At 38.7% G+C, this 22,497-nt stretch carries 20 protein-coding genes and 1 pseudogene; 4 read left to right on the top strand and 17 right to left on the bottom strand.

From position 1 onward, the window contains the following. Positions 1–29: 29 nt before the first annotated feature. Entirely contained in the window at positions 30–626 is a 597-nt protein-coding gene (locus DC498_RS06430; RefSeq protein WP_116873325.1) for an RNA polymerase sigma factor, read from the bottom strand. A gap of 398 nt (positions 627–1,024) precedes the next feature. Between DC498_RS06430 and DC498_RS06425 the strand changes: the two genes are divergently transcribed. Together DC498_RS06425 and DC498_RS06420 are read left to right on the top strand one after the other, a co-directional pair. Beyond that, the gene (locus DC498_RS06425) at positions 1,025–2,593 is read left to right on the top strand and encodes a M81 family metallopeptidase (protein WP_116873324.1); all 1,569 of its coding nucleotides are present in this window, start codon (positions 1,025–1,027) and stop codon (positions 2,591–2,593) included. A gap of 125 nt (positions 2,594–2,718) precedes the next feature. Beyond that, on the top strand, positions 2,719–3,642 hold the full coding sequence (locus DC498_RS06420; RefSeq protein ID WP_116873323.1) for a glycosylase: 924 nt from the start codon (positions 2,719–2,721) through the stop codon (positions 3,640–3,642). 43 nt (positions 3,643–3,685) lie between these two features. On the opposite strand, the gene DC498_RS06415 is transcribed toward DC498_RS06420, so the two are convergent. The 12 genes and pseudogenes from DC498_RS06415 to DC498_RS06360 form a co-directional block, all read right to left on the bottom strand. Next, positions 3,686–4,432, bottom strand: a complete 747-nt coding sequence (locus DC498_RS06415; protein ID WP_116873322.1) for a hypothetical protein — start codon at positions 4,430–4,432, stop codon at positions 3,686–3,688. A gap of 17 nt (positions 4,433–4,449) precedes the next feature. Further along, positions 4,450–4,878, bottom strand: a complete 429-nt coding sequence (locus DC498_RS06410) for a hypothetical protein (protein WP_206197542.1) — start codon at positions 4,876–4,878, stop codon at positions 4,450–4,452. A gap of 4 nt (positions 4,879–4,882) precedes the next feature. Then, positions 4,883–5,236 (bottom strand): DoxX family protein, encoded by a 354-nt coding sequence (locus DC498_RS06405; protein WP_116873321.1) that lies wholly within the window; start codon positions 5,234–5,236, stop codon positions 4,883–4,885. Between the two features lie 69 nt (positions 5,237–5,305). Beyond that, a complete protein-coding gene (locus tag DC498_RS06400; RefSeq protein WP_116873320.1) occupies positions 5,306–6,061 on the bottom strand; it encodes an SDR family oxidoreductase in 756 nt (251 codons plus the stop codon). A 73-nt stretch (positions 6,062–6,134) separates the two neighbouring features. After that, the gene (locus DC498_RS06395) at positions 6,135–6,521 is read right to left on the bottom strand and encodes a helix-turn-helix domain-containing protein (RefSeq protein ID WP_116873319.1); all 387 of its coding nucleotides are present in this window, start codon (positions 6,519–6,521) and stop codon (positions 6,135–6,137) included. Positions 6,522–7,030: 509 nt separating this feature from the next. Continuing rightward, a complete protein-coding gene (locus DC498_RS06390) occupies positions 7,031–8,149 on the bottom strand; it encodes a TonB-dependent siderophore receptor (RefSeq protein WP_255415833.1) in 1,119 nt (372 codons plus the stop codon). Positions 8,150–8,151: 2 nt separating this feature from the next. Beyond that, positions 8,152–9,354, bottom strand: a complete 1,203-nt coding sequence (locus DC498_RS06385; protein ID WP_165813771.1) for a TonB-dependent receptor — start codon at positions 9,352–9,354, stop codon at positions 8,152–8,154. 465 nt (positions 9,355–9,819) lie between these two features. After that, positions 9,820–10,278 carry an SRPBCC domain-containing protein gene (locus DC498_RS06380; RefSeq protein WP_116873316.1) on the bottom strand — a complete coding sequence of 153 codons (459 nt, stop codon included), beginning with the start codon at positions 10,276–10,278 and terminating at the stop codon, positions 9,820–9,822. A 229-nt stretch (positions 10,279–10,507) separates the two neighbouring features. Next, positions 10,508–11,428 (bottom strand): MBL fold metallo-hydrolase, encoded by a 921-nt coding sequence (locus DC498_RS06375; protein ID WP_165813770.1) that lies wholly within the window; start codon positions 11,426–11,428, stop codon positions 10,508–10,510. Positions 11,429–11,733: 305 nt separating this feature from the next. Continuing rightward, positions 11,734–12,861: pseudogene (locus DC498_RS06370) on the bottom strand (transposase); the annotation flags it as partial. Between the two features lie 21 nt (positions 12,862–12,882). After that, positions 12,883–13,332, bottom strand: coding sequence for a hypothetical protein (locus tag DC498_RS06365; protein WP_116873313.1), 450 nt, complete (start codon positions 13,330–13,332; stop codon positions 12,883–12,885). 288 nt (positions 13,333–13,620) lie between these two features. Beyond that, positions 13,621–14,136: a helix-turn-helix domain-containing protein gene (locus DC498_RS06360; RefSeq protein WP_116873312.1), complete on the bottom strand. Its 516-nt coding sequence runs from the start codon at positions 14,134–14,136 to the stop codon at positions 13,621–13,623. 282 nt (positions 14,137–14,418) lie between these two features. Here DC498_RS06360 and DC498_RS06355 point away from each other — a divergent pair, with 282 nt between their 5' ends. Both DC498_RS06355 and DC498_RS06350 read left to right on the top strand, forming a co-directional pair. Continuing rightward, positions 14,419–15,051, top strand: a complete 633-nt coding sequence (locus DC498_RS06355) for a response regulator (protein WP_116873311.1) — start codon at positions 14,419–14,421, stop codon at positions 15,049–15,051. An 80-nt stretch (positions 15,052–15,131) separates the two neighbouring features. After that, on the top strand, positions 15,132–18,236 hold the full coding sequence (locus tag DC498_RS06350) for a ligand-binding sensor domain-containing protein (RefSeq protein WP_165813769.1): 3,105 nt from the start codon (positions 15,132–15,134) through the stop codon (positions 18,234–18,236). A gap of 367 nt (positions 18,237–18,603) precedes the next feature. Here DC498_RS06350 and DC498_RS06340 read toward each other — a convergent pair whose 3' ends face one another. The 4 genes from DC498_RS06340 to DC498_RS06325 form a co-directional block, all read right to left on the bottom strand. Beyond that, positions 18,604–19,410, bottom strand: a complete 807-nt coding sequence (locus DC498_RS06340) for a hypothetical protein (protein ID WP_116873308.1) — start codon at positions 19,408–19,410, stop codon at positions 18,604–18,606. Between the two features lie 69 nt (positions 19,411–19,479). Then, a complete protein-coding gene (locus tag DC498_RS06335; protein ID WP_116873307.1) occupies positions 19,480–20,391 on the bottom strand; it encodes a cation transporter in 912 nt (303 codons plus the stop codon). Between the two features lie 73 nt (positions 20,392–20,464). Then, positions 20,465–21,268 carry a DUF3473 domain-containing protein gene (locus tag DC498_RS06330; protein ID WP_116873306.1) on the bottom strand — a complete coding sequence of 268 codons (804 nt, stop codon included), beginning with the start codon at positions 21,266–21,268 and terminating at the stop codon, positions 20,465–20,467. Then, a complete protein-coding gene (locus DC498_RS06325) occupies positions 21,261–22,490 on the bottom strand; it encodes a glycosyltransferase family 87 protein (RefSeq protein WP_116873305.1) in 1,230 nt (409 codons plus the stop codon). The genes DC498_RS06330 and DC498_RS06325 overlap by 8 nt, the downstream gene beginning before the upstream one ends. Positions 22,491–22,497 lie beyond the last annotated feature (7 nt).

The following is a 22,497-nucleotide window of genomic DNA, read 5'->3' as shown; positions in this document are numbered from 1 at the left end:
GAATGTACCAAAGGATGGGATACTTTTTTTTACACTTTTTCCTTTTTACCGGAACTGAAGTCTTCATGAATATATTCAGGCAGAATTTCCCCCATTCTGCGTGTTGCGATGGCTAATTGATTCCTGACAGTCAATGGAGATATATGCATAATTTCTGCTACCTGCTTATAACTTAAACCATCCTCTTTAACCAGCCTAAAAATAACCTTGCATTGGGGAGGCAACTGATTGATAGCGGCATTGATCTTTTTCATCAACTCCGTAGATATACAATGATCTGAGGGATTTCTCAGTTCTATGAATATATCCTTATAATCGCTGGGTGAGAAGTGTATAATTTTATACTTACGTTTCCGGTTGAGATAATCAATAGCCCCGTTACGAACACTGGTATAAAGATAAGTGCTTATATTATTAACCTTAGGTAAGGATTTACGGAATCGCCATATTTTAATGAATACATCTGATATGATATCTTCTGCCTGCTGCTTTGAACCAACAATAGAAAACGCGAAATTATATAGCGGAGTGTAAAAGGAATAATAAAACTTTTCATAAGCCCTCATATCATCAGCTTCACTTATCTGCATCAATAAATCCTTTATATATTCGGACTGATCCTTCATGCAAGCTTAAAGTTTTGGTAATAGTGGAGTAAAAGTTACAATTACTAAAATCAACAATAATAACGAAAATAATTTAATACTAGCCATCATTTATAAGAGATTTATTATCCTCTTTCTCATTTGCAACAATTCACACACTATTGAAACCAATAATCATTGGAACCGGACTAAGCCAGAAGGTTGTATTCACGACCTAACAATCATTTCACAAGTTTTTTAGTCAGCTCTGATATAGCACTACAACCATTAAGAACTTAAGACACATTAAGACTGATTACCGGTATCCTTAATTGCTTTAACTTCAGCATACGCCAATGATCATTACTATTCATGGTTATTAATTCGATAATTTACACTTAAATAATTCTATTTGAATAACGATTCAAAAAAGCAGCATTATGCTCAAACATATTATATTCCTGTCAACATTACTGATCGCATATCTTCCCCTGTTTGCTAAAAGTAATGATCCACTGCCCCGTATCGGCATTGCCGGCATTGGTATTGAGTCGAGCACCTTTTCTCCTGCATTAAGCACCGAAGCCGCCTTTACTATTAAAAGAGGAGAACAGATTTATACTTCTTACCCGGGCTTTATGCAAACCGGTTCAAATGTAAGAAGCCGCGCTGTGTGGCTGCCTGCTGTTACAGCCCGCTCCCTGCCTGGCGGTGCAGTAACCCGTGAAGCATACGAAACAATGCTTGGGTATATGCTTGATTCATTGAAGAAAAATCTTCCGTACGACGGATTGTTCTTTGATATACACGGCGCTATGAGTGTTGTTGGACTGGATGACCCCGAAGGCGATATGATAACGAGAATCAGGAAAATAACAGGGCCAAAAACCATTATCTCCACCTCAATGGATCTGCATGGAAATGTGTCTATGCGTTTAGCACAACAATCGGACCTGATCACCTGCTACAGGATGGCGCCGCATGAAGATGCGCAGGAAACCAAGCAACGCTCTGTTGAACAATTATTACAGCGACTTGAATCTGGCAGTGGCAAACCAAAATACAAAGCATGGATACCTGTGCCCATTTTGTTGCCCGGTGAACAAACCAGCACCCGCATTGAACCGGCAAAGAGCTTATATGAAAATGTAAGGACAGCCGCTGTAAAAGATGGTGTAATTGAAGCCGCTGTATGGATGGGTTACCCCTGGGCGGATGAACCACGTAATCATGGCGTGATAATGGTTACCGGTGATGACAAAGAAGCAGTAACAAATGCTGCAGAGGAATTAGCAAATCATTTCTGGCGTGTAAGGAATGAGTTTCATTTTGTGGCGCCTACAGGCAATCTTAAGGAATGCCTTGATAAGGCGGTATCAAGTGAAAAGCATCCATTCTTTATCAGTGATTCCGGCGACAACCCCACTGCAGGCGGAGCGGGTGATGTTACCTGGTCGCTGCAACAGATATTAGCAAGAAAAGAATTTAAAAAACCAAACGGACCTGTTTTGATGTATGCATCTATCCCGGGACCGGATATGATAAAAAAAGCATTGGCTGCAGGCGTTGGCGGAAAGGTAAAAGGGCTGGTTGGCGCGGAGGTAGACAGCAGGTATGCGCCACCGTTATTAATAGAAGGAACAGTGTATGCTATTCGTGAAGGCGATGCCAATGCAGGTGTGGAAGCAGTTATTCAAACCGGGTCGGTATTTGTTATTGTTACACAAAAAAGAAAGCCCTATCACAAAGAAGCCGACTTTACAAACCTGAAGCTCGAACCCCGCAAAGCGGCGATTGTTGTGGTGAAGATCGGTTACCTGGAACCAGAATTATATAATATGCGGGCTGATTGGCTACTGGCGCTTACACCCGGTGGTGTTGACCAGGACCTGGCAAGGTTGCCTTATAAAAGCATTCAACGTCCAATGTTCCCGGTAGATAAAAACATACCGGAACCTGACTTAAAAGTACGTTGGGTAAAGTCATCAGATGAAGTAGCTGTAAACTAATCAACATAGGGTTGGGTATATTTTTCGTGAAATGTGAGCCTGAAACGATTTTTTACATTTCCCCTTACATAACACAGGGTATACTTCCACCCTTTCTATCTCATATATATTTATACATAATAACTATGACTAAATCATATACGGTAATGCTGGCTATTGTTATATTATCAGGGTGCCGGCAATCTCAGCAAAAACAAAATATACCTGTATCAGATTCCTTTCCAACTGAACTCGTTCATTTTGAACCTTATCAGCACAATCCTGTTTTTACCGGCACCAATGCCAATACCTGGGATAAAAAAATACGGGAACGTGGGTATATATTATTTGAAGACAGTATTTACCGCATGTGGTATACCGGTTATAACAATGAAAAAGCAGACAGGCATCCTGGTTATGCAACATCAACCGATGGACTTACATGGAAACGTTATAGTGACAAACCTATATACGATGCTGATTGGGTAGAAGATATGTGTATCATTAAGCACGATAGTATCTACTATATGTTTGCAGAAGGCAGAAACGATATAGCGCATATACTTATTTCAGCGGATGGTATTAACTGGAAAGAAAAAGGCAATATTGATATCCGAAAAACCAATGGCGAGCCTATTGACAAAGGCGAATATGGCACTCCAACCATATGGTACGAAAACAAAACATGGTATTTGTTTTATGAAAGAGGCGATCTCGGTATCTGGCTGGCAACATCAAAGGATATGAACGTTTGGACAAATGTGCAGGATGATCCTGTGCTGGCTTTAGGCCCTGATGCATACGATAAATATGCCGTAGCCATGAACCAGGTAATAAAATACGATGGTAAATATTATGGATACTATCACGCATCAGATACTAAAGAATGGAAAGAATGGAGTGTTAATATTGCCATGAGTGATGATCTTATTCACTGGAAAAAGTATGAGCATAATCCTATAATGCAGCATAACAGATCGAGCGGCATTATGGTAAATAATGGAAAAGGATACAGGCTGTACACCATGCACCCTGATGTGAATGTGTTTTTACCTCTTGGAGAAAAATAGATTTTACTCGTTAGAAAACACAACAATGTTTAATCAAGGAAAATCAATATTCATAATACTTATCCATCAAACTACTTCTTTCACCGGTTTCGAGATTCAGGCAATCGAACTTTTTATACTGGCAGAATGATCCCATTTCTTTATCGCCATTAATGAAAACAGCTCCTACAAGCAATACATATTTACATGAATAATGTGTTTCTTTCACAAGTACTTCAATGCGGTCATCAATGGCTTCATACATTACTTCAGTAGCTTCAAAAAGCTGATTCCCGGCTTTTAATATTCTTTCTTTATGATGCAAAAAAATCTGCTCAATCGTATTCATCTGAAAATCCAGGGATGAAATATTTCCTTCTATAATCTCACCATTTACCAATTTACCCAAAGCGCCTTTAGCTGCTCCACAACAGGCAGAATTGTTACTTTGACCAATACGGCTAATTTCGCCGATAGTACCATCTTTCGTAATACCAATGTGTGGGGCGTAAAAAACAATAACGGCTCCGTCTTCGGGAACATGATGGGCAAAAGCGTTCATTCCGGTAATGCCGGCAAAAGGAAAACCATTTAATCCTCCCATATGAAAAGGTCCAAGCATATTTAATGCTCTCGGCGGATATTGAATGGCGTTCACATCATCACAACACATGCTGTCGGCGTGCATTAACTGGTTAGGTTTTAATCCTAATTCTCTCTCAATCGTATCTAATAAACGATTAACAGTATCAATAGAGGTTAAAGCCTTCGGATACCAGTTTTTTACTGTATCTAAGTGTTGATTATTCATAATGATTACATAAGAAATTAATAATTCGCCTGTCCTATATCTAGTCTGTCAAACTTTCCTTCTGCGTTCTGATGAAATTTAAAAAATACTTTAAATGTTCCCCATTGCCCCGCCTTAAAATTTCCGTACACCTCTCTTCCGTTATTTTCAACTTTGTCAATAGTTATGAATTTTTCTTTACCCAATGCTTTTGAAAAAAAGTTTTTAAAATCTACCTGGTTACCGTCATCAGTCATAACCGGGTTTTCGGTAAACAATGAATACCAGCTTTTATCCCCGGATTGCAGCGCTTCAATGGCCTGCTTTACTTTTTCGTTTTTTATTTTTGACATATCCATTTTCTGATCAGCTTTATTGTTTTTATTTGATAATATACGATTGTTTTTATTTTGCCCGCAGGTGTATAATGAAAGCGAAACAACCAAAAGTGTTATAAAATATTTCATGTGATTATGTAAAAGATTTTAGCGGATGCTGTAAATAAATTACAATCAGGTTCAATAACAAAAAAGGAAGTTCTATTGCCACCCCTTTTAAATCTTTATCTAAAAGATGAAAACAGATAATCATTAAAACTCCAGCCGCCATCAGAAAATTTCCCCATACAAATGTTTTAGGAAACAAAATCAGTATAGCTGCCAGCATGGTAACTACACCTGTAACCATTACAGCATTCTTTGTAAATCCCCATTTACCAAACATTTCCATCATTTCCGGTTTTCCGGAATACATAGCATACCCCTGTTTAAAGCCCATAAATACAGCAACAAGTATAAGCACAGCATTAATTATTTTAAAAAGCATTTCATCATTAATTTAAAAGCAAAGGCAAACAATAAATGCTATTTGCCTTTGCTAATATTTTAGACAATATTATCTTGTAGTGTACCCGCCATTTGCAAAAATGGTTTGCCCGGTAATCCACCATCCATCTGTAACTAAAAATTCAACCAATGGTGCAATATCTCTGATATCAGTTAACCCTCCTAATGCGGAAGCTGATTTATGATAAGCTACAGCCTCCGGTGCTTCCTGACCATAGAAAAATGGCGTATCCATTGGTCCGGGTGCAACAGCGGTTACAGAAATGCCCCGTCCGCCAAATTCCTTGGATGCGGCTCTTGTAAAATGCTCTACAGGCGCTTTCATACCTTCATAGGTAGAATATAAGCCTGTATATGCTGCCAACAGGGAGGTAACAATAGTACATATCTTACCATTGTCATTCAGTTTCTTCCCGGCTTCCTGAATAAAGAAATAGGCTACTTTGGAATTGATATCACTCATGCTATCATACTCTGCTTCGGTAGTATCTACAAAAGGTTTTTTCAACACTTTACCTACAGTATTAACAGCAATATCTATACCTCCGAATTGTTCTGTAGCAGCATCAAAAAGCTTAGAGATATTTTCAATTTTGGTAAGATCACCCTGTACCAGAACGGCTTCTGCGCCTGCTGACTTTACATCTGCCAGTGTTTTTTCGGCATCATCTTTTGTACTGCCGCTGTTATAATGAATAACAAGCTTCGCTCCCTTTGCAGCAAAATCTCTGCTTAATAAACCTCCCAAATTTTTACCGCCTCCGGCAATAAGTATTACTTGTCCTTTTACATCGTTACGTGCCATAATCTTTAAAATTTTGTTGTATGGCAAAGTTCCACAACGTAACAGGTGCATTATGGTGAACTTTACGGAAATATTACGAAACGTTTTTTTTATTTGATTTCCTGAAATTACCCGGCGTTTCACCGGTCCATTTTTTGAAAAATTTTGAAAAATTAGAAGGATCATACGTCAGCGTCAAAGCAATTTCAGCTATTGAATTATTGGTATTTATCAACAACCTTTTTGCCTTATCAATAATTTTAGCATCATAAAAATGACAGGGATGATTTCCTTTTTCCTGTTGAATAATATCGGTAAGATGCTTGTGTGACACCGCAAGCTCCCGGGCAATTTGATTAAGTTCCATAAACGCTGGTACGCGACCACTGATCACATCGGTTATATGCTGATCTAAAAAATCAAAATATTGTCTTGTTATTTCTATACTCCTTTTTTCTTCTTTGCCTTCTGAATAACCCATTGCAACTATACGATTTTATCAACTTATAAAGTTCGGCAAACTATAGCAAACATATATGGTGAACTTTACGGATTTTAGATGGATTGAATCAATAAATATATTATGCCTGGAGTTGTTGCCCTGGCTAAAAAGTTATCGGGTAGAAATTATATCCTGAAAGTCTTGATTTTTTTTTAATCTTTCCTAATATCTCTGTCGTGCCATTTTATTCCTGCCGCTTTTTAATTTTAGTAAAGGTATATGAGCAGTAAACAGCCTATGAGACCTATAAGGTTTGCAGCGCAGCAATCCAGCCCGGCAAACCTTATAGGTCTTTACTTTACAGATCGAGCGGCATTGTGGTAAATAATGGAAAAGGATACAGGCTGTATACCATGCACCCTGATGTGAATGTGTTTTTGCCGGTGGAGGAAAAATAAACCTCACAGTCTTTCAACCTGTGAGGTTTATAAAAGTTTGAGCTGTTACAGTACAATAAAAACGTCCCTTGAATATCCGGATTTAAAAAATTAAAAACGCACCGTTAAGCTCGCCAGGAACTGTCTTGGCGCCTGCGGCACAGGATAATAATCAGCAACCCAGTATTTAAGGTTACCAATATTATTTAATTTAACGCTGAGCCTCCATTTTGTGAAATCATAAAATGCAGTTGCATCAAAAATTTTATAGCCATCTAATACAAAACTGTTATCATCATTTAAGGCATACGTTGAACCGGAGAAATTAGCGCCGGCGCCGATGCCTAAACCGTGTAATGCACCCCTGACAGCTTTATAGCTCACCCAAATATTACCCGTGTTCCACGGTGTGCCGGTATTTCTTTTGCCAATTAAATAATCTTCAGCCTGTATATATTTATTGTCGTTGTAAGCGTAACCTGCTACAATATTTAAACCAGGCAAAGGATTAGCGATAATATCCACATCTATACCCTGGCTGCGTTGTGTACCATCCTGGATAGAGCATGTTGGATCATTGGGATCGGTACGTAAAACATCTTGTACTTTAATATTGTAGTAGCTAATGGTAGCGCTCAGCTTATGATCAAATACATCGAGCTTTACACCACCTTCAAGCTGGTTTGCCTGTTGAGGTTTAAAGGCATTACCTTTTGAATCTTCGCCATAAGAATTTTGAAAGCCATTCATATAATTACCAAACAGGGATACCTTGTTTTTTACCAACTGATACACCAAACCAAATTTCGGCGAAAGCGCTGTTTGCTTTAAACCATCATCACCGGGCTCAACATACCTGTCTATACGAACGCTTGCCATTGCCAGTAATTTATCCGTGATATTGAATACATCAGAAATATAGGCGCTATAGGTTTGATCATTGCCTGCATACCGCCTTGCAGGTGATGCAGCCAGTACCTGGTTTACATTGTAAATATTGATAGGCTGTGGCGTGCTGTAGTGTATGTCTACCGTATCAAAATAAGCATCAATACGGGTAGAGGCATAAGTATAACGCAGATAATCGAAGCCTATCAGCAAGCGGTTTCTAAAGTTGCCTATTGTAAAATCGCCGATAAAATTTTGCTGAAAATCAGTGCTGGATAAAGTACCGTTTACGTCATAATTTTCCCGGCTTACATAGCGTGAATCATCCGGATATTGCTCAATATTCAGGAACAGTATTTAGTGTGATTATTGCCAAGTGTATAGCTGAAATTGGTTTGAGAAGTCCAGTTGCCGGAAATTTTATAATCAGCTCTTGCAAACAGGTTAGTAGTAGCCTGGCGGCTATCTAAACCTTCGCCGGAAAAAGATTGTTTTATATCCAATCCAAGTTCGCTAAAGTTGCCGGCGCCGGCGCCACCCCAGGGTGCGTACAGAATTATGGGCCGCTTAGTGGTAAATACTTCGGCATCGAGGCGAATAACAAGCCGGTCGTTTGCTTTATATAAAAAGCTGGGAGCAATATCAAAGGTGCTTGCCTGGCCATAATCCTGGAAACCATTTTGCGTTTCACCTGCTGCATTTATGCGGAACAATGCTGTTTTTTCTTCGTTTAAAGGAGTATTAATATCGGCGGTAACACGGTTAAAACCAAAGCTGCCTGCAGTATAGCCAACTTCTCCTTTAAAGGTTTCAAATGGCTGCTTGGTAACAATATTCACCAGCCCCCCGTATGATACAGCCTGCGATCCAAATAAGGTAGCAGAGGGACCTTTGATAGCTTCAATTCTTTCCATATTTACAGGATCCAGCAGTGTAACATTTCCCGCGGTTAAACCATTGCGGGTGTTAGTAGAGCCTGTGCGAAAACCTCTTGAGGCAAAGCCAACACTTGTGCCACCACCCCCGGGTCCGGGCGCCGCATTGCTGATACCGGCCGCGTTCTTTAAAGCGCCTTCTGTAGTGGTCACAAGCTGCTCCTGCATAATTTCTTTTGTAACTACTGAATATGATTGTGGGTTTTCAAGATTTGTTAGCGGCAAACGCGCAACAAACTCGCTTTCTTTTTTCGCAAATTTGTTGGTTCCGCCGGATATTACAACTTCCTGCAAAGTATTGGCGGTAACCTGCAGCTGAATACCTACCCTTGCTTCCTCGTTTGAGATTACTGTTACACGTTGGTCAACATCAGCATATCCAACTAATGAAACCTCAAGTATATAAGCTGAAGGAGCAATATTTTTGAAACGAAAGTTTCCTTTATCGTCGGTAAGGGTCGATTTATTGGTTCCTTTTATGTGGACTGTTACGGCAGCGGCAGGTTTGTTATCGCTGGTAGTCACTATACCCTTAATACTTCCGGAGGATTGAGCATATAAGGTTTGCAGTGAAAATATAAAGGCGCTTAGGAAGAAAAGCAGTTTTGTCATGTAAGTAAACATTTATTTGATAATTAAAAAACGGACCGCAAAGTCCTTCAAATTGCGTGTGAAGGTTTTACCTATTTAGAAAAATAATTTACGAAAAAGGTAAAATGACTTTTATATGACAGTGTGATGGCGGTAATCCATGACCCTCCCGGTTGATTCGCTAATGATGTGCTGATGAATTATTGTGACCGGGCTGTTGATTGCCTTAAGCGGAGGTTTCGTCTTTAATATTGAAATGCGGGTAACAAAAAAATTATGAACCCAACCTGTGTCCGGGGCTGAAATTTACGGGTAAGAAATTTTATATGCGGGTCTATAAAAAGCTCAAGCTCAAATAGCCGCAACTCCATAGTGCAAGAGCTGCTACCTTAGGTTTCGCTCAACAGCACCTTCATTGCTCGTTCTGGTGACGAAACGAAAGTCTGGATATTACAGGCTTTGTCATGGTTAGGTTTTCATGACATTTTATTTTTCACATATTTCTTTCAGTCTGCCGAGTGCTTTGGGGTAGTTCTGATTCATATAATCTAAAAAATCTTCTGTAATGTCCAGATCAACAGTAACCGTAGTAGTTCCTTTGTTTTCTTCGAAAGTATAATTCTCAAATCCATTCGCCCATTGTTCTACTTCCGGGCCTTCTGTGATTTCTACATTCGCTTTTAAAATTCCATAATGCCGGATTGAAACAAAACGATTAGGAATGTTGTCAAATATTTCCGAAACCATACCGCCTTTTTCTCCTTTCTCATCCGTTCCAATGAATAGCATTTTGCTGCCCTTATCCCAACTCCCTTCATAAGTAGATGTTGGATTAAACAAAGCAGTCCATTGCTCGTAAGTTGACTTATTGCTAATGCCCAGCATTACATCATAAACTTTGTTTGCAGGCGCATTTATACTTACATTAAATTGTATCTTTTTCATAATTATTAATTGTTTAGTCTATTTAATAGTTGACTTCTTAAAATCCCTCTCCGCCTTTTACCCTTCGCCAATTCGTCCACCAGCTTATCCAAATAATAACTTACGCAAAGTTTCTTTGTTAATCCAGGTTTGCTGATCGTTGCATGTTATAATCTCCTTGATTACTTTTCCGGGGTGGTTGTATCTAACATAGCCTGTTGTTGCAGGCATAGCATTAGATATTCTTATTTTATATTTCGAATTGCAACAAATCTTTTCCAATTATTATGTTCCCGGAAAAAGTATTTTTTATGGCGTCAAACCATTTTTGATCAGTCAAGGATTTATCGTCAGGAGGAACAAAATGATTTAGAATAAGATTTTTTATACTTGCAGCCTGAGCTATTTTTCCAACATCTTCTGCACTGGTATGGTGCGACTTGATACTTGCAATTAGTTTCGATGCATTCGGGCGTCTTTTCGCAATGTCATCAACAGCAGGAACATACATAACCTCATGAACGAGATAATCAGCTCCTGTCGAAAATGTAGCCAGTGAAGGGAAATAGGCTGTGTCTCCGGAAAAAACAATAGTTTTTTTGCCAAGTTTAAATCTAAATGCGTAACTGTTGTCAATTGGTGGATGGATATTTCTCAAAGCACTGATTTCAACATCAGGGTTTTTTATGAGCACCCCTTCCTTTATTTCATGTGTTGTAATAAGTTTTCTGATATCAGTCCGTCCTTCATCTTTTATGCGTGTATTAATGTCATACTGATTAGATTTCCAAAAAGCCTTAATGAGCGATTTAACGCCTGCCGGCGCGTAAACGTGAATCTGTTCTGATAACCCGGAAATCCAGGCGTTATAAAGCAATGGACCAAGGTCAAGGTAATGGTCCGTATGGAGATGTGTAATAAAAATATACTTCAGTGTTGCTAAATTAATGCCAGCCTCTTTTAGTTTAAACGTGGCTCCATATCCGGTGTCAATTACAAAGGGAATATCTTTATAGACGATCAGATTGGCGGAAGGTGTTTGCTTGTAAGAGCGAATGAATGGCCCTCCCTGTGTACCCAACAATACTAACCTGTCGCCCATTTTATTGGGGAAATAGGTCTCATTTAAAACCGAAGATATATTAAGCCCTGTTCCACCAGAAAGCAGCATTGAGTTTCGAATAAATTCTCGCCGGCTATTTTGCATAAGCAATAAGCTTTAATAAAAAGTGTTGAGCGTCAACCCGGTTTAAAATTACTACTGTTCGAATATGCTTGCCTACAACAGTTGTGCATTTGTGTATGTGACGGAATTGGAAAAACGTTCCGCTGGAAGCAAATGCTTAATAAGATATGACCCGTCCTGAAAAAAGTTGACAGTTAAAGATAAATATTCCTGGCATAGGTTTACAAAATACCGGGCATATATTTGTCCAGCCGCCATATGGCCAAGCCGCATGTTAGGCACAGCACATTTCAGTTCACCACTAATATTTCTGTTTCTAATTTGTTCATTGAATATTTTTCAAGTTTAATAATGTAGCCTTTATCGGAATAGTAGATTTTAAAACAGTCTTTTTCATTGATTGTGTTTTTGAGTTGCTCAACCTGTCCTTGTTTATTGTATGTCACTTTATAATTGTATGGAAAAGCTGAACATACTAAACATCCAGAATAAGTATAGTCTGTTAAACGACCAGCCTTGTCATAAGCATACGTGTTTTCCCAGTTCAGTTTATAGTCTTTCTTGCCTTTCCGATCACTCCATACTGATATTCTTTTATTTTTATATTTCTCATCAATAAACTTGTCTGGTAAATAATGAGGAAAATAGAAATTTTTCTTAAAGAAAAAAATGTCAATAAATGGATTTGTCAATATCAATGTATCGTAAGTCTGCCTATATATATTGTCATTGATGTACTCTGTCTTTTTAAATATTTTCAGAAGCTTAGTCTGCGCAGTAGAACTAAATGTCCAAAATGTCAATATTATAATTATGAAAGGTCGCATTGTATTGTGCCTAACATACGCGGCTTTGCGATGGTGCGACAATAGCGAACCGTCAGTTGAGTTTTGCAGTAAAGTTAAATAGTTAACCCTCAAAAAGTCAATTTTGAATTTTTGGGGGCATAAAAACCCGATAAACTGTTTTATCAATAAAAACAATAGTTGCCAACATTGTATTGCCTCTGTACGCCAGAGGTTCATGACTCGCTTAAAGTTAAAGGCTGCTGCACTTAATAACAGGTTGATGCTATCGCCTACAGACCCTTTCAAAAAATTACGCATCAGCCTGTAATCAAATTTTAAATGGCTGATGACAGGTTCTATGGCAGCACGGCGGCTATGCTTTTTGCGCTGTGCTTTTGCAATACTTTTATTAGGTACAGGTACTTTTATGTCTACAGCATTCACCTGTTTTGGACCGCGATAACCACGGTCTGCATACACTTCTACAGGTTTCTTATTGTTTAAGCGTTCGTATTGTTCTAATACAGATGGTAATGTTTTGGAGTCGTGTATGTTTTCATTAAAGTTTAATGCACCAACTATTATCCCGCTGCTTTGTGTAATAAGAATGGAGACTTTACGGCCAAACTCAAATTTCTTATGCTCCTTTCCCTAGGTGTAGCATTTTACTTCTGGTTCGTGCAGGCTGTAAATCTTATTGCTGTCACTTCGCTTTTGTTGTAATACTTTTTTGTAGATAGCGAGTTGTTGCTGATGCTTTTCAAAGGCTGATGGAGATAGTTTTCTGCATAGCTCCCTTTGTAAACGTCCTGCTATTGTTTTAATCTTCTTCCTGGCTTTTCTTGCCTGCGCACTCCCTTGACGGGTATGTTGAAAACGTAACAGTACATTCAGTTTCCTGAGCGTAAAGCGATAACTCTGTCGTAAAACAATACCTTCAGCTCTGGAAATGCCAACACATTTCTTTATTATTTTTTGATGCAGTTTAGTATCTGTGGGATAGGTAATATTTTTTTCCTGTACGGTGGTATCTACTGTTAAGGTATCGCCATCACTATCTTTATCATTAATGCGTATGCTTTCTTTAAATATCTCCTCCATTCCTGCTGTTCCGATTCTTTTACGGAACTCTAACCACTTTTTGAGGGTCAACTAATTAAAAAGGCGCCTAATTTTATGGCATTAACGTTAAGTAATATAAAGAGCAGTAAGATAAGCGATAATTAGCTCTCAAAAGTAGGCCAAAAGTAGACCTCAAAAAGAACAGCGCTGATACTCAATAAGATAGAACCATCGGACTTATACTGTCCGGTCCGCATGAAAGGATTGTAATTTGCAATCCTTTCTTTGTTTTGTATAGTGCTGCAACAATACCTGCCAGTTCGATTGCTATATGCAATCCGGTTCCGGGCTTCGTAAAATCCCTGTGAAAAGCTTAGCGGCAGGCATGCTAATCCAGGCATTTTGGGGGTAAAAATATAGTTGAGATCCTTCTGTAAAAACGGTTTGGGGCATTTCATCATTAATTTCTGCACACTTGCGTTTGCGATAACTGCTTGGTGTGCATCCCTCACGCATTTTGAAAAATTTAGTGAAATTTGACGGATCATCGAAGCTGAGGTTATAGGAAATGTCAGAAATGGACAGGCTGGTATTTTGCAACATCTTTTTTGCTTCAGAAATAATCCTTTCCTCATAGATGTTCCAGGGGGAACGGCCGCAGGCTTTTTTTATGGTATCACTGAAATGCGTGGGATGAATGTGAAGATATGCCGCAAAGTCCCTGATTCTGTAAAGCTTCAGCACTTTACCTTTCAGCAGATCATCAAAATGTTTCTCCATTAGTGAAAGAAAAGCAAGTAATATTTCATCTTTTCTTGTTATTTTTTTTTCTCTATTTTCCATAACCGGATAAGTATTTTATGTTTTGAAAACTTAAAGCTAATAGCCGGTAATGCCTTGAAAGTCAAGCTGGAAATAACACGAATTTGATTTGGAAAAACCACTAGCTGGTTCAAAATGCTGGCAACAGGGATTGTAAAATCAGGAAGACATTGTACAAGGTATTATACGAATGTTATATAGAAAAATAACTACTTAAATTTCATGATATTTCTAATTTATTAGGATAAAGATGCTCCGCGCTGATCGATCATATTTAATATTTTTGCTTTTACAAGAACTGCAATGAACAGCATATTAATAGTGGATGACCATTCGGTAGTAAGAGCAGGCATCATGTACCTTTTTTCTCAGGAAAGTGCGTCACTTGAAATTGATGAAGCGAAAGATGGAAATAATGCCCTGGCGCTCCTCAAAAATAAAGCTTATTCCCTGGTTATTCTTGATGTTAATATACCTGGAACAGATACAGTAGGCTTTATTGAATATATGCTGACGGTATACCCCGGAACTAAAATACTTGTTTTTACCATGAACTCCGAGGAAGGGTACGGAAAGCGATTTTTACAAATGGGTGTAAAAGGATTCCTTAACAAGGAATCACCTGATGAAGAAATCAGAAAGGCTGTATGGACGGTTTTAAAGGGCAACAGGTATATCAGTAATAATCTTGCTCAGTTGTTATCTGCAGAGGCGCTTGACAGGAAAAAAGAAAACCCTTTTGATGAATTGAGTAAAAGGGAATTTGAGGTAGTACTGCAATTGATTAAGGGGGATTCGGTTTCCCTGATTGCAGAAACGATGAGCCTGCATGCTTCCACAATCGGCACTCATAAAGCTAATATATTTCAAAAGCTGCGTGTACATAACATTATACAACTGACTGACCTTGCAAAACTTTATGGCATTATTGCCTAAGGTAAAATACGGGGAGGAAAAGTAAAGTTTGTTTTGTAAAAGAAGTATTACTTCAAATGCGTGTTAACAACACATTTTTTATGCATTATTGGTCAAGGTATTCATGGCTGAATTTACTGGTATTCTGTTGCATTTTGCTAACACAGGCGCATGCCCAGCCGCAGTTCAGGCAATACAGGATAGTTCATTATAATGACGAGACCGGCTTACCATCAAACGACGTTACAGGTTTCGTTGAGGATACCAATGGATACTTCTGGTTATCTACACAATTCGGGGTTGTAAAGTTCGACGGGAACAATTTCAGGATGTACAACACCACGAACCTTCCTACGCTGTCATCCAACAGGATATTTGCAATAGGCAGGGATGTAGCCGGCGCCATTTTTCTGGCGGATGAGAACGGGGTCGTTCATTCTATCGATTCGTCAGGAAAAATGACACACAAGCCTGAGTTCGTAGCTAGGAAAAATTTTCTCCTGAGCAAATACGGCTATGTCTTGGATATACGGGCGCAGGTAAAAAATAAAAAAGATTCGCTTTATTACGTAAGCCCTCTTACGCTTCACGCAGAAAACCGTACGCTGGCGCATGAGTTTTTTAGTATTGACCAGGATAAAGCATATTTTATCATTACCAACGTATTGAAGTATTGGGATTCCGGAAAGCTTATGGTTTTGGATTCTATCCCGAATCAAACACTGCGTCATTTTACGATCAATAAGAAATTATATACAATCACTCTACAAGGAGATATCCGCGTATACGAGCAGGGGCGCAGGTTACCCTTAACGTATGCAATAGCGGGGCTTTTATCGGCGAACGGAGATTACACCTCTTTCGATATAAAACAGTCCGACGTATTTTCGAATGCAACGGGCTCTTTCATGAAATATAAAAACAGGATTTATTCATTTCGGGAATCAGCCGGGGCGCTCTCCCTGTCACTTTGCGTAGATGATGTAAAACTACCAACTGCGCAGGGTATCTATTATTCAGACCACTATAAAATGTATATTGTACGGTCTGTAACCGATGGATTCTATCTTATTAAAGAGAAACCGTTCATAGCAAGAGTGGGACAAAACACAACGGCTTTGGAGAACAATTTTGGCGCAGCCGTCGAAATACGGGATCAAACAATATTTACAGCCAACGGTATTGAGTTTACACCCAGGGGAGCTAACACCATTTTTTTTGACTATGCGATCATAAATACATTGCTGAAGGATCATATGGGCAGGATATGGTATGGCCGCCTCGACAGCCTGATATGTGTCGATTCCGATTTGCATAAGATACAATCCTTCAACCTGCCAGATACTTATCTCACAGAGATAGCGGAAGATCCGAAAGGACAGATATGGTGCATTACCAATAACAGCCTGATGAAACTTGAGCCGGAAGGATTACGTTTTATTTACAAAAAAAAGCAAAAATTATCGCGCACGGAAGCTATATGTTTCATCAACGATACTACTGCGTGGATAGGTACCAACCGGGGTTTGTTTGTATGTGACCTTCGAACAGGTGATGATGAAGAAATAGAAGAGATGAAGGAAAAATATATAAGAAATTTTCATAGGTCCAAAGATGGAAAGATATGGATTGGTACTTATGGTGATGGCTTTTACTGCTACAACGGATCGAAGTTTTATCAACTGCCCCTCGACAGAAAAGGATATCTTTCTTCCAGTCATTGCTTCATGGAAGATGGCAGAGGGTTTATGTGGATACCCACCAACAAAGGATTATTTCAGGTGTTAACAGCTGAACTAAATGCCTATATGGAAGGAAAAACAACAGAGGTTTATTATCATTATTACGATAAAAACGATGGGTTTTTTACAAATGAGTTCAATGGCGGATTTCATCCGGTAGGACTGCAGTTAAGTGACGGGCGTTTTTCCCTGCCTTCTATGAATGGGCTTGTTATATTTGATCCTGCAAAAATCAATCCCGAACTGCCAACAGGCGATTTGAGAATTGAAAAAATAAAAGTAGATACTGTTGAGATAGACCTCGATGAAACGCTTTCATTTAATGCAGGTTCGCAAAACTTTCGTTTTGAAATATCTACTCCATATTTCGGTAATCTTACTAACATGATGACTGAGTACAGGGTAAATGATTATGAAGCGTTATGGAAACCGGTCAGCCCTGACGGGGTAATTGAGATAAATTATCTTCCGCCTGGGAAATATTCACTTGATCTGAGAATGAAATCGGGTTTCGGAGTGAATAAATATAAGACACTTTCCCGTTCATTTTCTATAGCTCCGTTCTTCTATCAAACTACCTGGTTTTGGGTGGCGGTAGGGCTCGCTTTTATCGCTATGGTATATGGAGAATCCCGCTCAAGGGTAATGCGTCTTGAAGCAAGAAAAACGATGCTGGAAGAGCTTGTACAAACAAGAACTAATGAACTCAAACAATCAGTTAACAAGTTGCAGACAACTATAGAAGAACTCCGTACTTCAGAAGAAAACCTGCACAAGAGCAACCTGCTCAAAGACAAGCTTACGTCAATAGTATTGCATGATATAAGGTCGCCGGTACGTTTCATTAATCTTTTGAGCAACCATCTTCAGCAGGCACTTCCAAAAGGAAACCAGGAGCAACTGTCTTTACTGGCAGATGAACTAAAAAAAACAACCGGGCATCTTAATACATTCACTAAAGAATTTCTTGTATGGCTTTCTGCTCAGCAAAGCGGTTTTGTTGTCAGGAAAGAGTACATTTCAATCACCGAGCTTTTTGATGAAATGAAATCCTTCTTTCATAATATTTTGGAATGGAATAACAATAAGCTCCTATTGGAAATGGATAAAAAAACGGGTGTTTGGACCGACAGGCAACTCCTGAAGATCATCCTGCATAATCTTGTAGATAACTCAAATAAGCATACTGAACACGGATCCATTATTTTGAGTGCGTCAGCAAAGGGGAAGGATATAATAATAACTGTAACAGATACAGGCAAGGGCATTTCTGCCGAAATTCTTGCAGAATTGCAAAAAGGGTTGAATGAAGGTAACACCGATTTTTTTGGGTTTACGAATAACAGCTTTGGTTACCGGATCATCAGGGATTTTGCGAAAAGGCTGGATGCAAAAATTTTTATCGAAAGTGAAAAAAACAAAGGCACAAAAGTGCGTATTCATTTAAATGATCTGCAGGAATGATTGTGCAATAAACGGAATGTTATATTGCTTATGATCAGATACACCCCGCGGGTGTAACCTCGTTTCTGCAACGCCACTTGCTTGTATTTTGAAAAGACCAGTGACAGTAACCCGTTATTGAGCATTTCCTTTAACTGGATGTATTGCAGATCTCGCGCACGAGCAGGCTTTTGCAGATACCGGTATAAGAATATAGCCGGCTGCCGGAAGCTGCGGCAAGCATGACCTTTGTTGCAGTCAATCAGAAAAAGGAACAAGCACGCAGCATATGCAATAGGTGAAACCCGCAGGGAAAATAAGGCATGGAATAACGGGAAGAAGCGATAATAACCTGCAGGTGATCATTGTTGAATATCCGGATCCCCGGTTAATTTGAAATGCGCTTATCTGAGCTGATACCTGTAAATTCAAAATATTCATCTTTAAGTGTATATACCAGAAACTGATTATTTACCACCTTATCATCCTTATTTACCACCGGGATATATACTGTTTTACTTTCTTCATCGTATGTTATCAGCTTCAGAGGGCGTTCAGCTTTTTCGGAAACACTGAAAAAATCAAAAGCCACATCTATTGTGTGCAACCTTTTTGTCTTTGTTTTAAATAACCTCACTGTATCGGTTAATATATTTTTTTTAATGGTAAAAGCTGAAATGGATTGTATGGCATCTCTGGTTGAATAAACTCCATTGGTAATGGCCAGGTAATAGGGTTTATCTTTTAATTTTACACTGTAGATGGCAGAGCAAAAATTTCCGGGATCCTCCCCTCTGTCTTTGTCATGTCTTGAAAAAATGCCGTCGTCTGATTTCCATTGGTATATATTTTTGAAAATATGCATAGTGCCACCAGTCCATGTATCCCAGCTATATATCCTGAAGTTACCATCGGCAGAGGTTTGAATACTGCAAAACCCGCTGTCTGTGAGTACACTGAATGCATAATGAAGCGTAGAGGGATTTTCGCGAATACATTCTACAAGATTTTTTTCAAATCTTGCCGCGTATAAATTAACGCTATCACCGCTTGTTTGCACAAAAGACAGAAGCTTTGCATACAGCTCTGCGCATTTCTTTTCCTGTTGGGCAATCTTTTCCTGTTGGGCAAAACACTTCCCGTTATTTAGCATCACTGCAATAAGAAAAAATATTATAAGCCTGTGTAAAATCATTTCATTGTATTTAAAGTAGGGTAGTTTATATTACCAGTATAAAGTGTGTAATAAGAATAGGTATAGCAGTTATGCATCCTCAAGATCTGAGTTGGTTAATTTAAATGTCAAATGATACCGGTCCGCGATTTCAGCAAGTATTTTTTTCCCTGTCTCTTCAATGCTTTGCCAATCTTCTTTCTGCATACCATCTATAATTTCCTGTTCAAACTTTAATTCCACCCATACAACTCCGGACATATCAACAGCTGTCAGTTGTGGTTTCCATTGCTGGTATTTAGGAAATGCTTCAGAAAAGCGGTGCCTGATACGTTTATATGTTTGTTTGTCTACGGAACGAACACTGAGCTTTTTTATATTTTCATGAAACATATGAATTACAGGTATGCACATGATAACTGACAAAATGATACAAAAAGCGGGATCAATATGATTAGCGATCTTTGAATATCCATACAATCTAAGCACATAAGATACTCCAAAAGCGAGCAGTACCCCGGCATTAAAATAAATATCGAATAACCATTCCACCGCATCTATTTTCAAAATGGCTGATCCGGATTTTTTTGCTGCCTTGTAAGTAATAATGTACGCAATACCATTAATGAGCATTGTTATACCGGCATACAAAAAAACAACCGCGTGAATAGTTTCTTCGGGGCCATTTACAAAATCACCGAGAGATCCGCTAATGGCTTTTAAACAAATCAACAGGATCATGAAACTCCTGATCAGGTTTAATATAGGCACAAAACCAGCGTAGCCGAAAGGATGGATACGGTCCGAAGGGCGATCCTGCAATTTTGAAACATAGATGGTAACTATTCCCAGCAAGCCGCTGATAATATAAGATCCTGCATCAAGTTCTATAATGTTTGATTCAGTAATTTCCGCAAAAATCAATCCCCAAAAAGTAAGCAGAACTGTTAAACACAATGAAATACGTAGTGTTCTTTGTTCAAGTTGTATAGAAGTACTCATGGTATTGTTTTAATTGTTTTTTTAGAATAAAGCGCAGTCATTTATCCTTTTTTATACTGCACTATTCAGCAATTCATACGGTAAGCTGTGTAGAAGGTTGTAAATAGCCGGATCTCTGCAAAAAACCTGTTGTGTCAATAAATACTCCCTCATTAGAAAGATCACTGATTAGCCGGATCATTTTTTTTCTAAGCGTATCGTGCCCTGCGCCTTTGAGGCAAATGGGCAATTTGTACCTGCTCAGGTCAGTGAACTCCCAGGGATGAAAGTAAAGATTAAGATACCCGTCTTGCTTCAATGTTTTTATAACCTTTTTTAAGAAAAATTGATAGGGAATGTTCTTGAATGTCAGCCAGAATAAAGGCAACCGTATATGCGGTGTTACTGATGCAGGAATAATAACCAATCCATTTTCCACAAAAACTGTTCTTTTAGCAAAAAAATTATTGTACCGGCCCGGTAGCCAAGTTGGGTTAACAGATGAATTATAAAGATAGCCGGCATTGAGCACATCTTTGTTACAAACAGGCTTCATCCGGGGCATTCTTAAGCCATATATGGGTTTGCCGGTGATGGATTCAAGCTTTTTTCTTGAGTTTAACAAATCGCTTTGCTTAAACTCCGAATGTGAGTATGCATGAGATGCGATTTCATTTTTTGCTGATAACGCCCGGATATCGGTGGGAAAATGCTCTGCGAAAAATGCAGTTGTATATAGTGTTGATTTTACGTTGGTAATGTCCAAAAGCTCTTGCATACAGCGCAGCCCCCGGTACCCGGTTTCCAGTTGTTCACTTACTGGTATTGTTTGTTGATATTCCAGCGGAAGATCAAATTCCTCAACATCAAAACTCAAAAGTATATATCCTTTATGCATGCTGCGTAATCATTTTATTATGTACATTCCCACGCAAAGAATACTTTTTTGCAGAAAAACCCTTTCCGGAATGAACCTGAAAAAGGATAACGCCCCATACGATGGCAGACGGTAATGCTTTCAGTGCATAAGGCATTACAATCGTACTTCTGAAATAAGGGGTAAGCAGGTCTGAATATGAAAATGTAGTAAAAAGTAAGGCAAAAGAAAAAAAGACCTGTACCATCTTTGTCTTTTGCTGCAAAACATACCATATACAAATACCCGGCAATGCTATTATATAGGTAGGAGACTCCGAGCCTGTACTAAAAATAACAGTGAAAATCAGAACGGAAGATAGCATGTATAGCCTGTAGCGAAGCATCTTATAGTATTTAAAATAACAGAGCTGGCTTAACATTAATACCACTGCCGGAGCCAGGATAAATGTATTGTCTATCTGAGGATAAAGCATTCTTCTTATCATACCCATAACCGAGATATCCTGGAACAAATTGCCGTTTTCAAGATTTACATTCTTTGCTGCTTTAATCAATAAGGCTTCATACCAGTTGCAATAAGACTGAGTCAAAAAGTTCCAGTTGGTAATTACTAACGGGGCAAGAAAAAAAACAGCAGACCATAAAAAAAAGTAAATAATAAAGGTTAACCGTTGTTTGCTAAAAACAAAAAAAAGTAATCCCGCTAACCCGTATATTTTGATAAATCCTGCGAGCATTATAAAAAATAAAGCCCAGATATCCTGCTGTTTATTGACAAAAGCGAACCCTAAAAGTAAGCATCCGCACACCAGGGCATTGGTTTGAAGCCAGGAACTATTATTCATCATTTCATGAGCACAGAAGATCAATAATGCATTTTTCCATTTTTCGTCAATCGGTAAGAGCCGAAATGCGTGCCATAAAAAAAATACGTTTGCCATTACCCATGCGGTGCATCCTAATGAAAGCGGTAGTATTGCAAAAGGAGCTATTATGATGCTGAAGAAAGGACCATACAAGTTTACGTCATCATAATGTTCCGGATAAGGCAGGTATAAATTTACCTTTTCAAGTGTATTGTAAAATACGTACCTGTATATAATAAAATTATTCAGTTTGTGTGAAAGCAGGTTTTGCACTATAGTAAATGAAGACAATCCAAACCACAGGGCTACTGCCAGCTTTTTATTAAATAACAACTGCGCTGAAAGCAAATGGTTTTTTATAATATTTTCTTTCATTCTAATC

This window comes from Terrimonas sp. (assembly GCF_003075435.1).
In the GTDB taxonomy this organism is placed as follows: Bacteria; Bacteroidota; Bacteroidia; order Chitinophagales; family Chitinophagaceae; genus Agriterribacter.
Note: the sequence above shows the minus strand (reverse complement) of the source record. Positions and strands in the feature narration are given on the sequence as shown.